9 protein-coding genes are annotated in these 14707 nt (G+C 70.7%); 6 read left to right on the forward strand and 3 right to left on the reverse strand.

Going from position 1 to position 14707, the window contains the following annotated elements:
* The 6 genes from ACRDSQ_RS07640 to ACRDSQ_RS07665 form a co-directional block, all read left to right on the forward strand.
* Positions 1 to 425, forward strand: a 425-nt coding sequence (locus tag ACRDSQ_RS07640; RefSeq protein WP_431419961.1) for an aromatic amino acid lyase, incomplete at its 5' end; no start/stop codon positions are given.
* Positions 422 to 2077 carry a urocanate hydratase gene (hutU, locus tag ACRDSQ_RS07645; RefSeq protein WP_431419962.1) on the forward strand — a complete coding sequence of 552 codons (1656 nt, stop codon included), beginning with the start codon at positions 422 to 424 and terminating at the stop codon, positions 2075 to 2077. The genes ACRDSQ_RS07640 and hutU, both read left to right, overlap by 4 nt.
* The gene (locus ACRDSQ_RS07650) at positions 2074 to 3273 is read left to right on the forward strand and encodes an allantoate amidohydrolase (protein ID WP_431419964.1); all 1200 of its coding nucleotides are present in this window, start codon (positions 2074 to 2076) and stop codon (positions 3271 to 3273) included. The genes hutU and ACRDSQ_RS07650 overlap by 4 nt, the downstream gene beginning before the upstream one ends.
* Entirely contained in the window at positions 3270 to 4592 is a 1323-nt protein-coding gene (locus ACRDSQ_RS07655; RefSeq protein WP_431419966.1) for a formimidoylglutamate deiminase, read from the forward strand. Before ACRDSQ_RS07650 ends, ACRDSQ_RS07655 begins: the two co-directional genes overlap by 4 nt.
* A complete protein-coding gene (hutI, locus tag ACRDSQ_RS07660) occupies positions 4589 to 5737 on the forward strand; it encodes an imidazolonepropionase (RefSeq protein ID WP_431419968.1) in 1149 nt (382 codons plus the stop codon). Before ACRDSQ_RS07655 ends, hutI begins: the two co-directional genes overlap by 4 nt.
* 57 nt (positions 5738 to 5794) lie before the next feature.
* On the forward strand, positions 5795 to 6787 hold the full coding sequence (locus tag ACRDSQ_RS07665; RefSeq protein WP_431419971.1) for an aldo/keto reductase: 993 nt from the start codon (positions 5795 to 5797) through the stop codon (positions 6785 to 6787).
* A gap of 1 nt (position 6788) precedes the next feature.
* On the opposite strand, the gene ACRDSQ_RS07670 is transcribed toward ACRDSQ_RS07665, so the two are convergent.
* From ACRDSQ_RS07670 to ACRDSQ_RS07680, 3 genes are all read right to left on the reverse strand, one after another.
* Positions 6789 to 6968: a DUF6104 family protein gene (locus ACRDSQ_RS07670; protein WP_431419972.1), complete on the reverse strand. Its 180-nt coding sequence runs from the start codon at positions 6966 to 6968 to the stop codon at positions 6789 to 6791.
* A 69-nt stretch (positions 6969 to 7037) separates the two neighbouring features.
* A complete protein-coding gene (locus tag ACRDSQ_RS07675; RefSeq protein WP_431419974.1) occupies positions 7038 to 10742 on the reverse strand; it encodes a multifunctional oxoglutarate decarboxylase/oxoglutarate dehydrogenase thiamine pyrophosphate-binding subunit/dihydrolipoyllysine-residue succinyltransferase subunit in 3705 nt (1234 codons plus the stop codon).
* Positions 10743 to 10932: 190 nt separating this feature from the next.
* Positions 10933 to 14679 (reverse strand): ABC transporter ATP-binding protein, encoded by a 3747-nt coding sequence (locus tag ACRDSQ_RS07680; RefSeq protein WP_431419976.1) that lies wholly within the window; start codon positions 14677 to 14679, stop codon positions 10933 to 10935.
* Positions 14680 to 14707 lie beyond the last annotated feature (28 nt).

Genomic DNA, 14707 nt, shown 5'->3' on the forward strand with positions numbered 1-14707 from the left:
GTCTGCCGCCGTTCCACGCCGACGACCCCGGCGTCGACTCCGGCCACATGATCGCCCAGTACACCCAGGCCGCCATCGTCTCCGAACTCAAGCGCCTCGCCGTCCCCGCGTCGGTCGACTCGATCCCGAGCAGCGCGATGCAGGAGGACCACGTCTCGATGGGCTGGTCCGCCGCCCGCAAGCTGCGCAAGGCAGTCGACGGGCTGACCACGGTCCTCGCCATCGAGCTGCTGACCGCCGCCCGCGCGCTCGACCTGCGCAAGCCGCTGGAACCCGGCCCGCTGACCGGTGCCGCCGTCGCCGCCCTGCGCGAGCACGTCGAAGGACCCGGCGCCGACCGCCACCTCGCTCCCGAAATCGCCGCCGCCGAGAACCTGATCCGTTCCGGCGACCTGATGAACGCCGTCACCCGGAGGACCGCATGAGCACCGCCCGACCCGTGCGCGCTGCCCGAGGCACCACGCTGACCGCCCGCAACTGGCAGACCGAGGCCGCGCTGCGGATGTTCCACAACAACCTCGACCCCGACGTCGCCGAGCGACCCGACGACCTCGTCGTCTACGGCGGCACCGGCAAGGCGGCCCGCAACTGGGCGAGCTTCGACGCGATCACCCGTGAGCTGACGAACCTGGCCGCGGACGAGACTCTCCTTGTGCAGTCCGGGAAGCCGGTCGGTGTCATGCGTACCCACGAGTGGGCGCCGCGAGTGCTGATCGCGAACTCGAACCTGGTCGGCGACTGGGCGACCTGGCCGGAGTTCCGCAAGCTCGAGGCCGAGGGCCTGATGATGTACGGCCAGATGACCGCGGGATCGTGGATCTACATCGGCACCCAGGGCATCCTCCAGGGCACCTACGAGACCTTCGCCGCCATCGCCAACAAGCGCTTTGGCGGCACCCTGCGCGGGACGCTGACGCTGACCGCCGGACTGGGCGGCATGGGTGGCGCGCAACCGCTTGCGGTCACGATGAACGACGGTGTCGCGCTGTGCGTGGAGGTCGACCCCGACCGCGCCCGCCGCCGCGTGGAGACCCGCTACCTCGACGAGCTGGCCGACTCGCTCGACGACGCCATCGCGCGCGTCGAGCAGGCCAAGCGGGAGCAGCGCCCGCTGTCGGTCGGCGTGATCGGCAACGCCGCCGAGGTGTTCCCCGAACTGCTGCGTCGCGGTGTCGACATCGACATCGTGACCGACCAGACCTCCGCGCACGACCCGCTGGCGTACCTGCCGCGCGGCGTCGAGTTGGCCGACTGGCACGACTATGCGGCGAAGAAGCCCGACGAGTTCACCGACCGCGCCCGCGAGTCGATGGCCGAGCACGTCGGCGCGATGGTCGGGTTCCTGGACAAGGGCGCCGAGGTCTTCGATTACGGCAACTCCATCCGCGGCGAGGCCAAGCTCGGCGGGTGTGAGCGCGCGTTCGACTTCCCCGGCTTCGTGCCCGCCTACATCCGGCCGCTGTTCTGCGAGGGCAAGGGCCCGTTCCGCTGGGCCGCGCTCTCCGGTGACCCGGCCGACATCGCCGCCACCGACCGGGCGCTGCTGGAACTGTTCCCGGAGAACGAATCCCTCGCCCGGTGGATCAAGATGGCGGGCGAAAGGGTTGAGTTCCAAGGGCTTCCGGCCCGCATCTGCTGGCTCGGCTACGGCGAGCGGCACCTGGCGGGCCTGCGGTTCAACGAGATGGTGGCCAACGGCGAGGTGTCGGCGCCGATCGTGATCGGCCGCGACCACCTCGACTGCGGCTCGGTCGCCTCCCCCTACCGGGAGACCGAGGCGATGGCCGACGGCTCGGACGCGATCGCCGACTGGCCGCTGCTCAACGCGCTGGTCAACACCGCGTCCGGCGCGACCTGGGTGTCGATCCACCACGGCGGCGGCGTCGGCATCGGCCGCTCGATCCACGCGTGCCAGGTGACCGTCGCCGACGGGACACCGCTGGCGGCGCAGAAGATCGAGCGCGTGCTCACCAACGACCCGGCGATGGGTGTCATCCGGCACGTCGACGCCGGGTACGACCGGGCGGACGAGGTCGCGGCGGAACGCGGCGTGACCGTCCCCATGGCGCGCTCGTGACCGCCGCCGGCCTGCTGGGCGATATCGCCGGTGTCGGCGCCGATCCCCGGCGCGGCGGGTTCTCGCGGCACGGGTTCGACCGTTCGGAACTGGAACTGCGCGAGTGGTTCCGCGCTTCGGCTGTTGCGCGTGGGCTCGACGTCGAGACCGACCGCAACGGCACGATGTGGGCCTGGTGGGGCCCGCCCGGCGACGACGCGGTCGTCACCGGCAGCCACCTCGACTCGGTCCCCGGCGGCGGCGCCTACGACGGCCCGCTCGGGGTGACCTCCGCGCTGGTCGCCGTGGACTTGTTGCGCGCCAGGGGTTTTATTCCTGGAAAGCCGCTGGCCATCGCCGTGTTCGCCGAGGAGGAGGGCGGCCGGTTCGGTGTCGCCTGCCTCGGCTCCCGCCTGATGACCGGCGCACTCGACCCCGACGCGGCTCGGCGCCTCACCGACCCCGACGGCACAACCTTGGCCGACGCCGTGCGTGCGGCCGGTCTCGACCCGGCCCGGCTGGGCCCGGATCCTGTTGCCATGGCCCGCATCGGCGTGTTCGTCGAGCTGCACGTCGAGCAGGGCAGGGGACTGGTGGACCTGGGCGCGCCGGTCGGCGTGGCCAGCTCGATCCTGGCGCACGGCCGCTGGCGGTTCAGCTTCGCAGGCGAGGGAAACCACGCGGGCGCCACGCTGCTGACCGATCGCCGGGACCCCATGCTGCCCGCCGCTCAACTCGTCCTCGCCGCCCGCCGCGCCGCATCCGGCATCGAGGGCGCGCGGGCCACGGTCGGCAAAGTTGTGCCGAACCCCGGCGGCACCAACGTCATCGCGTCCACAGTGGACGTCTGGCTCGACGCCCGAGCCGAGGACGACTTCCGCACTCGGGCGGTGGTAGCCGACATCAGCGACGCAGCCCGCGTGGCCGCCGAGGACGAGGGCTGCACAGTGACGGTGACGGAGGAATCCTACGGCGACACCGTGATCTTCGACCCGACCTTGCGCGACGACCTCGCGGCGACCCTGCGGGGCGCCCCAGCCTTGCCCACGGGCGCAGGGCACGACGCAGGCATCCTCGCCGCCCACCACCCCACGGCGATGCTCTTCGTGCGTAACCCGACCGGCATCAGCCACGCCCCCGCGGAGTTCGCCGAAGCCGACGACTGCACAGCCGGCGCGGTGGCTCTCGCCGACGTCCTGGCCCGCTTGGCCCGATGACCACCTACCGCTGCGAACAGGCCTGGCTCCCCCAGGGCATAACCCGCGACGTCCTGATCACCGTCGCCGACGACGGCACCATCGCCGCCATCACCACCCTCGACGCCCCCGGGGAAGGGTGGGGGCCGCGCGGGGGCGAAATTTCGTTGCGGGGGTTGGTTTTTCCGGGGTTCGCCAACGCTCACTCGCATGCGTTCCACCGGGCGCTGCGGGGGCGCACGCATGGCGACGGCGGAACGTTCTGGACCTGGCGGGAGCGGATGTACGCGCTCGCCGCCAAGCTTGACCCGGACACCTATCTCGCGCTCGCCCGTGCCGCCTACGCCGAGATGGCGCTCGCCGGGGTCACCTGCGTCGGCGAGTTCCACTACCTCCACCACGCTCCCGGCGGCCGCCGCTACGACGACCCCAACGCCATGGGCGTCGCGCTCATCCAGGCCGCGAAGGACGCCGGGGTCCGCCTCACCCTCCTCGACACCTGTTACCTCGCAGGCGGAATCGGTGAGCCGGTGTCCGCCGAGCAGCTCCGGTTCAGTGACGGCACGGCGCAGGCGTGGGCGAGCCGGGTCGCCGACCTTGAGGCCGACGCCACCACGCGCATCGGCGGTGCGATCCATTCGGTGCGCGCGGTTCCCCGTGCGGCGCTGTCCGAGGTCGGCGCCTGCCAAGGGCCGCTCCACGTGCACCTGTCCGAGCAGCCCGCCGAGAACGAGGCGTGTCTGGCCGCGTACGGCCGCACGCCCACCGAACTCCTTGCCGAAGCCGGCGTTCTCGGTCCCCGCACCACCGCCGTGCACGCCACCCACCTCACAGCAGGCGACATCGCCCTGCTCGGCGGATCCGGCACGGGAGCCTGCTTCTGTCCCACCACCGAAGGCGACCTGGCGGACGGGCTCGGCCCGGCGCGCGAGTTGCTGTCGGCGGGGTCACCGCTGTCCCTCGGCAGTGATCAGCACGCGGTCGTCGACCCGCTCGTCGAGGCGCGCGCCCTCGAACACGGCGAACGGTTCCGCACCGGTCAGCGCGGCAGGCTCAGCCCCGACGAACTCCTGGCGGCGATGACCACCGCCGGCCACACAGCGCTGGGCTGGCCGGAGGCCGGGCAGCTCAAGGTGGGTGCCCCCGCCGACTTCGTCGCCGTCCGGCTCGACACCCCGCGCACGGCGGGATGTCTGCCGGCACAGGCGATGTTCGCCGCTTCCGCGTCCGATGTGGACACCGTGGTGGTCGGCGGTCGGGTGGTCGTCCGTGATGGGGGACATGTGCTCGGCGACGTAGGATCGTTGCTGGCCAAGGCGATCGAAGGGCTGTGGGCGTGAGCATTCTGGTGACCGGCATCGCCGAACTGACCACCAACGACGACGAACTCGGCACCCTGACCGGCGCCGCGGTGGTGATCGACGGCGACCGGGTCGCCTGGGTCGGGTCCGCGGCCGCCGCTCCCGCCGCCGACGAGCGGGTCGACGTCGACGGGCGCGCCGTCCTGCCCGGCTGGGTGGACAGCCACACCCACCTCGTCTTCGCCGGCGACCGCACCGCCGAGTTCGCCGCGCGGATGGCCGGGAAGCCTTACACCGCAGGCGGAATCGCGGTCACAGTCGAAGCGACCCGCGCGGCGACGGACGACGAGCTGAGCGCGGGTCTGCGCCGCCATGTCGCCGAGGCGGTCGCACAGGGCACCACGTATCTGGAGACCAAGACCGGCTACGGCCTCACGGTCGACGACGAGGTCCGCTCCGCCCGCCTGGCCGCCGAACACGCCGACGAAGTCACCTTCCTCGGCGCCCACCTTGTCCCGCCAGGCGCCGACGCGCAGTCCTATGTGGACCTGGTCACCGGCGAGATGCTCGACGCCGTCGCGCCATACGTGAGTTGGGCCGACGTCTTCTGCGAAACCGGCGCCTTCGACGAGTCGCAGTCCCGCGCGGTGCTCAAGGCGGCGGCAGCGAAAGGCTTGGGCCTGCGTGTGCACGGCAACCAGCTCGGCCCAGGCCCCGGTGTCCGGCTCGCCGTGGAACTGAACGCCGCGAGCGTCGACCACTGCACGTACCTGACCGAGTCCGACGTCGACGCGCTGGCGAACAGCGAGACCGTTGCCACGCTGCTGCCCGCCTGCGACCTCTCAACCCGCCAACCGCTCCCCGACCCCCGCGCACTGCTCGACGCGGGCGCCACAGTGGCCCTGGCGTCGAACTGCAATCCGGGCTCCTCCTACACGTCGTCGATGGCCTACTGCGTCACCACGGCGGTCCTGCAGATGCGCATGTCCGTCGCCGAAGCCATCCGCGCCGCCACCTGGGGCGGCGCCCGAGCCCTGCGCCGCGAACACGAGGTAGGCATCCTGCGTCCCGGCGCGCGCGCCGACCTGCACGTGCTGAACGCGCCCTCCACCACCCACCTGGCATACCGCCCAGGTGTCCCGCTGACCTGGGCGGTCTGGCGCAAGGGCGTTCGCGCGGTCTGAGTCCAAGGCCGCGGAAACGCGCCGAAACCGCCGCTGACCGCGCGTAGGTTGGCTGGTATGGAGTACACCCACCTCGGCCGCAGCGGCCTGTCCGTGTCCAGGCTCGTTCTCGGCACGATGAACTTCGGTCCGGAGACGACCGAGCCGGACAGTCACACGATCATGGACCGCGCGCACGAGCACGGCATCAACTTCTTCGACACGGCCAACGTCTACGGCTGGAAGAAGGGCGAAGGTATCACCGAGCAGATCATCGGCCGGTGGTTCGCCCAGGGCGGCGGCAGGCGGGAGAAGACCGTCCTCGCCACCAAGCTCTACGGCAGCATGAGCGACTGGCCGAACGACACGTTCCTGTCCGCGCACAACATCCGGCGGGCGGCGGACGCGTCGCTGCGCAGGTTGCAGACCGACTACATCGACCTCTACCAGATGCACCACGTCGACCGGCGCACGCCGTGGGAGGAGATCTGGGAGGCGTTCTCGGTGCTCCGGCAGCAGGGCAAGGTCCTCTACTTCGGCTCCTCCAACTTCGCGGGCTGGCACATCGCCCAAGCGCAGGAAGCCGCGCGGGAGCGGCACTTCCTCGGGCTGGTCAGCGAGCAGTCGATCTACAACCTGCTCACCCGCTGGGTCGAACTCGAAGTGCTTCCCGCCGCCAAGCACTACGGGCTCGGGGTGATCCCGTGGTCGCCGCTGCACGGTGGCCTGCTTGGCGGGGTCCTGCGCAAACAGGCCGACGGGACGGCGTCGCGGGGGCTGTCCGGGCGGTCCGGGGACTCGCTGGACAAGCACCGCGAGGCGATCGAGGGCTACGAGAAGCTCTGCGCCGAGATCGGCGCCGACCCGGCGCACGTCGGGCTGGCGTGGCTGCTGCACCAGGAGGGCGTGACCGCGCCCATCATCGGCCCGCGCACGCTGGAGCAGCTCGACGGCAGCCTGACCGCGCTTGACCTCAAACTCGACGTCGACACGCTGACCCGGCTCGACGAGCTGTTCCCCGCCCCCGGCACCAACGGCGCGAAACCCGCACCTGAGGCCTACGCCTGGTAGCTCAGTCGTCGATCTCGTCGTCGTCGCGGGCGAGGAAGGTGGCGAGGCGCTCGATGGCGGTCTCGAAGTCCGGGTTGGCGTCGACGAACGCGCGCAGGCGGTCGGCCAGCCACGCGAGGCTGACTTCCTCGTCGCCGCGTCGCTCTTCCAGTTCCTCGATACCGCGGTCGGTGAAGTACACGTGCTACTCCTGTGGAAACGGCGGAGCCGCCGGTCCGTGAGGTCCGGCGGCTCCGCGTGGGTCTGACTCCTACGCGAACGCCTTCTCGATCAGCGCCCGCTGCTCGAGTTCGTGCACCTTGCTCGACCCGGCCGACGGGGCCGACATCGGTCGACGCGAGACGCGGGTGAGCTTGGTGAGGTGCTCGGGCAGCTCCTCCGGCAGGTTGAGGCCGTAGAACGGCCACGAGCCCTGGTTGGCCGGCTCCTCCTGCACCCAACGCACATCCTTCGCGTTGGGGTAGCGCTCGAAGATCGCCTTGAGGTGCTTGATCGGCATCGGGTAGAGCTGCTCGACGCGGACGACGGCGGTGTCCGTGGCGGCCAGCTTCTCCTTCTCCGCGGCCAGTTCGTAGTAGAGCTTGCCGGAGACGAACAGCAGCTTCGTGACGCCCGCCGGGTCCGGCTGGGTCGGGTCGTCGATGACCGTCTCGAACCGTGTTCCTTCGAGGAAGTCCTCGACGGCGCTGGTCGCGGCCTTGTTGCGCAGCATGGACTTCGGCGTGAACACCACCAGCGGACGCTGCACACCGTCGAGGGCGTGGCGGCGCAGCAGGTGGAAGTAGTTCGCCGGGGTCGACGGCACCGACACGGTCATCGAACCCTCGGCGCACAGCTGCAGCCAGCGCTCGATGCGGCCCGACGTGTGGTCGGGACCCTGGCCCTCGTGGCCGTGGGGCAGCAGCATGATCACGTCGGATCGCTGGCCCCACTTGGCCTCGCTGGAGGAGATGTACTCGTCGATGACCGACTGCGCGCCGTTGACGAAGTCGCCGAACTGCGCCTCCCACAGCACCAGGGCTTCCGGGTTGGCCACCGAGTAGCCGTACTCGAAGCCCAGTGCGGCGTACTCCGAGAGTGCCGAGTCGTAGACCAGGAACTTGCCCTGGTCCTCGGACAGGTTCTGCAGCGGCAGGTACTCGCGGCCGGTCTTGCGGTCGATGATCGCCGCGTGCCGCTGGGTGAACGTGCCACGACGCGAGTCCTGGCCCGCCAGGCGGACCATGCGGCCCTCCAGGTTGAGCGAGCCGAACGCCAGCAGCTCACCGAACGCCCAGTCGATGCCGCCCTCGCGGGCCATCTTGGCGCGGCGGTCGAGCACCGGCTTGACCCGCGGGTGCGGGCTGAAGCCCTCGGGCAGCTCGACGTGCGCGTCGGCGATGCGTTCGAGCACCGAGGCGGGCACCCCGGTCGCCAGCTTCGCCGGGACCTGCTGCTCGGACTCCACCGACGGGCTCGCCACGATCGGGTGCTTCTCCAGCTCGCGGACCTCGTTGAAGACGTGCTCCAACTGGCTGGAGAAGTCGCGCAGCGCCTTCTCCGCCTCCTCGACGGAGATGTCGCCGCGGCCGATGAGCGCCTCGGTGTAACCCTTACGCACACTGCGCTTGGTGTCGATGATGTCGTACATGCCGGGCTGGGTCATCGAGGGGTCGTCGCCCTCGTTGTGCCCGCGGCGGCGGTAGCAGACCAGGTCGATGACGACGTCCTTGTTGAACGTCTGGCGGTAGTCCATCGCCAGCCGGGCGACCCAGTAGCAGGCCTCCGGGTCGTCGCCGTTCACGTGGAACACCGGCGCCTGGATCATCTTCGCCACGTCGGTCGCGTACTGGCTCGACCGCGAGTGCTCCGGGGCGGTGGTGAAGCCGACCTGGTTGTTGATGATCACGTGCACGGTGCCGCCGGTGCGGTACCCGCGCAGCAGCGCCAGGTTCAGCGTCTCGGCCACCACGCCCTGACCGGCGAACGCGGCGTCGCCGTGCAGCGCGATCGGCAGCACGGAGAAGCCGTCGCCCTTGTCGCCCTTGTCGAGCAGGTCCTGCTTCGCGCGGACGATGCCCTCGAGCACCGGGTCGACGGTCTCCAGGTGCGACGGGTTGGCGGTCAGCGACACCTTGGTCTCGCCGTCGCCGAACATCCGGAAGTACTTGCCCTCGGCGCCGAGGTGGTACTTCACGTCGCCGGAGCCGTGCGCCTGGCCCGGGTCGAGGTTGCCCTCGAACTCCTGGAAGATCTGCGAGATCGGCTTGCCGACGATGTTGGCCAGCACGTTCAGGCGGCCGCGGTGCGGCATGCCGATGACGACCTCGTCGAGTTCGAACTCGGCGGCCTTGTCGAGGACCGTGTCGAGCAGCGGGATGACCGACTCGCCGCCTTCGAGCGAGAACCGCTTCTGCCCGACGTACTTGGTCTGCAGGAACGTCTCGAACGCCTCGGCCGCGTTCAGCTTCGACAGCACGTACTTCTGCACAGCCGCGGCGGGCTTCTCGTGCGCGACCTCGACGCGATCCTGGATCCAGCGGCGCTCGGTCGGGTCGAGGATGTAGGTGTACTCGACGCCGACGGTGCGGCAGTAGGAGTCGCGCAGCACGCCGAGGACGTCGCGCAGCTTCAGCCGCTCCTTGCCCGCGAAGCCGCCGACCGGGAACTCCCGGTCGAGGTCCCACAGCGTCAGCCCATGCGAGCGGACGTCGAGGTCCTCGTGCTTGCGCTGGCGGTAGTTCAGCGGGTCCGTGTCGGCCATCAGGTGGCCGCGGGTGCGGTAGGCGTCGATCAGGCCGATGACCCTGGCGGTCTTGTCGACCGGGCCCTCGGCGAGGTCGGAGGTCCACCGGATCGGCTCGTACGGGATCCGCAGCGACGTGAAGATGTCGTCGTAGAAGCCGTCCTCACCGAGGAGCAGCTTGTGGATCCGGCCGAGGAACTCGCCGGACTCCGCGCCCTGGATGATGCGGTGGTCGTACGTGGAGGTCAGCGTGATGATCTTGCTGATCCCCATGTCGATCAGGTTCGACTCGCTGGCGCCCTGGAACGGGGCCGGGTACTCCATCGCGCCGACGCCCAGGATCGTGCCCTGGCCGACCGACAGCCGCGGCACCGAGTGGTTGGTGCCGATGCCGCCGGGGTTGGTCAGCGAGATCGTGGTGCCTGCGAAGTCGTCCGCGGTCAGCGCGCCGTTGCGGGCCTTGCGGATCAGGTCCTCGTAGGCCTGCCAGAACTGCTGGAAGGTCATGCCCTCGCAGCCCTTGATGGCGGCGACGACGAGGTTGCGCGAACCGTCCTTGCCCGGCAGGTCGATCGCCAGGCCCAGGTTCACGTGCTCCGGCGTCACGGCGAAAGGCTTGTTGTCGGCCTCGGCGTAGTGCCGGTTCATGTTCGGGTACGCCTCGAGCGCGCGAACCATCGCGTAACCGATGAGGTGGGTGAAGGAGACCTTCCCGCCGCGGGTCCGCTTGAGATGGTTGTTGATCACGATGCGGTTGTCCGCGAGAAGCTTCGCGGGCACCGCGCGCACGCTGGTCGCGGTCGGCAGCGACAGCGAGGCGTTCATGTTCTTCGCGATCGCGGCGGCGGCTCCGCGCAGCGGCTTGCGCTCCTCACCCTCGGCCGCGGGAACCTGCGGCTTCGCGGGCGCGGGGGTGGGCGCGGGCTTCTTCGGCGGCGCGCCTGCCTGCCCGTTGCCCGACGCCGGGGGCGCGGTCGTGGCGGGTGGCTGCTTGGCGGGCGGGGTGGCGGCGGGAGCGGTGGCCGTGGCGGTCGCCGTCCCGGTGTCACTCCCCGCGCTCTTCGCCGTCGCGGCGCTCTGGGTCGCTGCTCGCGGTGTGGGCTTGTAGTCGGCGAAGAAGTCGTGCCACGCGGGGTCTACGGAAGACGGGTCCGCGAGGAACTGCTCATACATCTCTTCGACGAGCCACTCGTTCGCACCGAACTGTGACGCGGGACTACTGCTGGACACGGCTGGCTCTCGCCTCTATCCATCTCGATCTCTTAGTAATGGCCATTCCCCGTCAGGCTAGTCCCCCGGTCAGGGCGTGTGTTAATCAAGTGGACCCGGGTGAGCCACCTCATGCGTAGCGTTCGGCACTGTATCGATTGAGCCCGGATGTTCTCACTGCTCGGGGGCAGAGCCGGTGAGGTTTCCGGCCTCATCTGGGCGACGTTTCAGGCAGCTGGGAGCCCTCTTCGGCGTGCTCCGGTGATCCATACCGCCAGAGGCGCGCGTAGTGGCCGCCCGCGGCCAGCAGTTCGTCGTGGGTGCCCTGTTCCACCACTCGGCCCGCGTCCATCACGACGATGGCGTCGGCCCGGGCCGCGGTGGCTAATCGGTGGGCGACGACAAACGTGGTGCGGCTGCTCGTGACCCGGTCGCTCGCGGCGATCACCGCGGCCTCGGTGGCCGGGTCGAGGGCGGCGGTCGCCTCGTCGAGCAGCAGGATGTCCGGGTCGGTGAGGTCGGCCCTCGCGAGCGCGATGAGTTGGCGCTGCCCCGCGGACAGGCCTTGGCCCCGCTCGCCGACCTGCTGGCGGAACCCGTCGGCGAGACCGGCCACCATCGGCAGCGCGCCGACCGCGCGGACGGCGGCCTCGACCTTGGCGGGCGCCGCGTCCGGGTCGCCGTAGGCGACGTTGCGCGCGATGTCGCCGCTGAACAGGTGAGCCTCCTGCGGGACCACTCCCAGCCGCTGCCGGTACCCGGCGAGGTCGTACGCGCGCAGATCGGTGCCGTCGGCGAGGACCGCACCCTCGGTCGGGTCGTAGAAGCGGGCGATGAGCTTGACGACGGTCGACTTCCCGGCACCGGTCGCGCCGACGAGGGCGACGGTCTGCCCCGGCTCGGCGCGTAGCGACACATCCTCGACGGCCGGTGTCTCCGTGCCGGGGTAGCGGAACGTCACCGCGCGCAGCTCGACCTCGCCGATGAGGTGGGTGGGGACGGGGACCGGCGCGGCGGGCGGCTCGACACTGCTCGGCGTGCGCAGCAGCTCTGAGATCCGGCGCAGGCCCACCCTGGCCTGCTGGTACCCGTCGAAGATCCCGGAGAGCTGCTGGACCGGGGCGAAGAACAGACCCAGGTACAGCAGGAACGCCAGCAGCACACCGGGTGTGAGATCGCCCGCGGCGACCCGGTGGGCCCCCGCGACCAGCACCGCGGCCTGGGCGAAGCCGGACAGCATGGCGACGAAGGGGAAGTACGTCGCGATGTAGCGCTGGGCGCGCAGCCTGCTGCGCCGGTAGGCGTCGCTGCGCTCGGCGAAGCGTTCGGCGGCCTTGCCCTCACGGGTGTGCGCCTGGGAGACCCGCAGCCCGGTGACGTTCTCCTGCATGTCCGCGTTGACCGCGCTGACCCGCTCGCGCGCCTCGGCGTACGCCGCCGACGACAGCCGCTGGAAGACGATCGTCGCGACCGCCAGCACGGGGAGGACCGCCAGCGCGACCAAGGCCAGGGAGAAGTCGGTGACGAGGAGCGCGACCATGACGGCCACGACGGTCAGCACGCTCGCGGCGGCCGTCGTGACACCGGTCTGCAGGAACGTCGACAGCGCGTCGACGTCGGTGGTCATCCTGGTCATGATCCGGCCGGCGAGTTCGCGTTCGTAGTAGTCGAGGCCGAGCCGCTGCAGGTGGGCGTAGCTGCGCACGCGCAGCAGGTAGAGCAGACGTTCGCCCACGCGCGCGGTGAGGATGGTCGTCGCCGCGGTGTTGATCCACATGAGGCCGACCAGGACGGCGGAGACACCGGTCGCCACCCACAGCGCGCCCGAGGCGCCGGTCAGGATGCCGGAGTCGATGCCGTGGCGGACCAGCGCGGGCATGGCCATGCCGGTCAGCGCGTCGGCGATCACCAGGGCGGCAACGACGGCGAGCGACCAGCGGACCGGCTTCAGCAGGCGGCGTAGCCGGAAACCCGGATCGGGCGTGGCGGGGTCCTCGCCCGCGGGCAGCTCGGGCTGTTCGAGCGCGGGCGGGAGCGCCTCGACCCTGGCGATGAGCTCGGGCGTCGGCGGGAGCGCGGCCTGCGTGTCTCCCGAACCCCCGCCCATGCGCCCGGTGACCCGGGTGGCCGGCGCGGTCGTCGGCCGGTCGGTGGGGGTGGGCCACAGCGACTCGGTGATCCCGTCGGGACCGGGATCCAGGTCTTCGCCGACACCGCGGGTCGGGTCTTCGATCACGTCGCCCGGACCGGCCAGCAGCGACCGGTACAGCTCGCAGCGCCCGGACAACTCCGCGTGGGTGCCGACGTCGACCACCCGCCCCCGGTCGAGGACGGCGATGCGGTCGGCCAGGCTCAGCGTCGAACGGCGGTGGGCGATGAGCAGCGTCGTGCGTTCGGCGGTGACCTCGCGCAGCGTGTCGTGGATGGCCGACTCGGTCGCCGCGTCCACCGCCGACGTCGCGTCGTCGAGCACCAGCACCCTCGGGTCGGAAAGCAAGGCACGGGCGAGCGCGACCCGCTGCCGCTGACCACCCGACAGCGTCAGCCCGCGCTCGCCGACCAGCGTGTCGTAGCCCTTGGGCAGCGCCTCGATGAACTCGTGCGCCTGCGCGGCCTTCGCCGCCGCCCGGATGTCGTCCTCGGTCGCGTCCGCCCGGCCGTAGGCGATGTTCGCGCGCACCGAGTCGGAGAACAGGAAAGCCTCTTCGAACACCACACCGACCGTGCCGCGCAGCGACGCCAGCCGCAGGTCGCGGACATCGATCCCGCCGACCTTGATCGACCCCGCGTGCACGTCGTAGAACCTGGGCAGCAGCAGCGACACCGTGGACTTGCCCGAGCCCGCCGTGCCGACCAGGGCGAGCGTCTCGCCGGGGGAGACCCGCAGCGACACCCCGTCGAGCACGGGATCGCTTCGGGTGTAGCCGAAGGTGACTCCGTCGAGCCGCACGTCGACCGGACCGTCCGGCACGTCGGCCGCGTCGGGTTTGTCGGTGACGTCGGGCTGGGAGTCGATCAGCTCGTACACCCGCTCCACGCCCGCCCGCGCCAGCTGCGCGTTGATCAGCAGGCCGGACAGCAACCTGGTGGGGCCGACCAGGTTCGCCACATAGGTGGTGAACGCGAGGAACGTGCCCAGCGTGACCTGCCCGTCGAGCGCCATCCAGCCGCCCAGCGCGAGCACCGCCACCTGACCCGCCGACGGCATCGCGATCAACGTCGCGGCCGGTCTGGACGTCAGCGCCGCCGCCCGCATCCGCTCGGCGAACAGGGACCGGGCCGACTTCTCCAGCCGGGAGATCTCCCTGGCCTCCTGACCGAACCCCTTGACCACGCGGACACCGGTGACTGTCTCCTCGACGTGCTGCGCGAGATCGGCGGCACGCTGCTGCGCCGACCACGTCGCCGGGAACAGCGTGAGCCTGCTGCGCATCGCCACGAACGCGACCGCGGGCGTGACCACCAGGGCGACAACCGTCAGCAGCGGTGAGAGCCACAGCATCGCGGCCAAGGCCATGAACGCGAACACGACCGTGCCGATCGAGAGCGGCACCATCATCAGCAGGCCCTGGACAAGCTGCAGGTCGGTGATCGACCGCGACACCACCTGCCCGGTGCGCATCGCGTCCTGTTTGCCGCCGTCGAGCCGCTGCACCGCCCCGAACACGGCCTGGCGCAGATCGTGCTGGACGTCCAAAGCCAGGCGCCCGCCCAGATACCGCCGCAGGAACGCGCTGCCGAAGGTCAACAACTCCATCGCGACCAGCGCGACTACAAGCCAGACGAGACGTTCCGTCGTGCCCGCGATGGCGTCGTCGACGACGAACTTGACCAACAGCGGACCACCCGCCTGGAAGCCGACACCGATCACCGACGCGACGACCGACAACACCACCAGGCGGCGGTGTCGCCAGCACGCGGCGGTCAGTCTGCGGATCCAGCCAGGGTTGTTGGGCACCCCGCCAGATTAGGCGCGGGCCGCTCAC

Origin of the sequence: Actinokineospora sp., assembly GCF_050699995.1 — a bacterium.
In the GTDB taxonomy this organism is placed as follows: domain Bacteria; phylum Actinomycetota; class Actinomycetes; order Mycobacteriales; family Pseudonocardiaceae; genus Actinokineospora.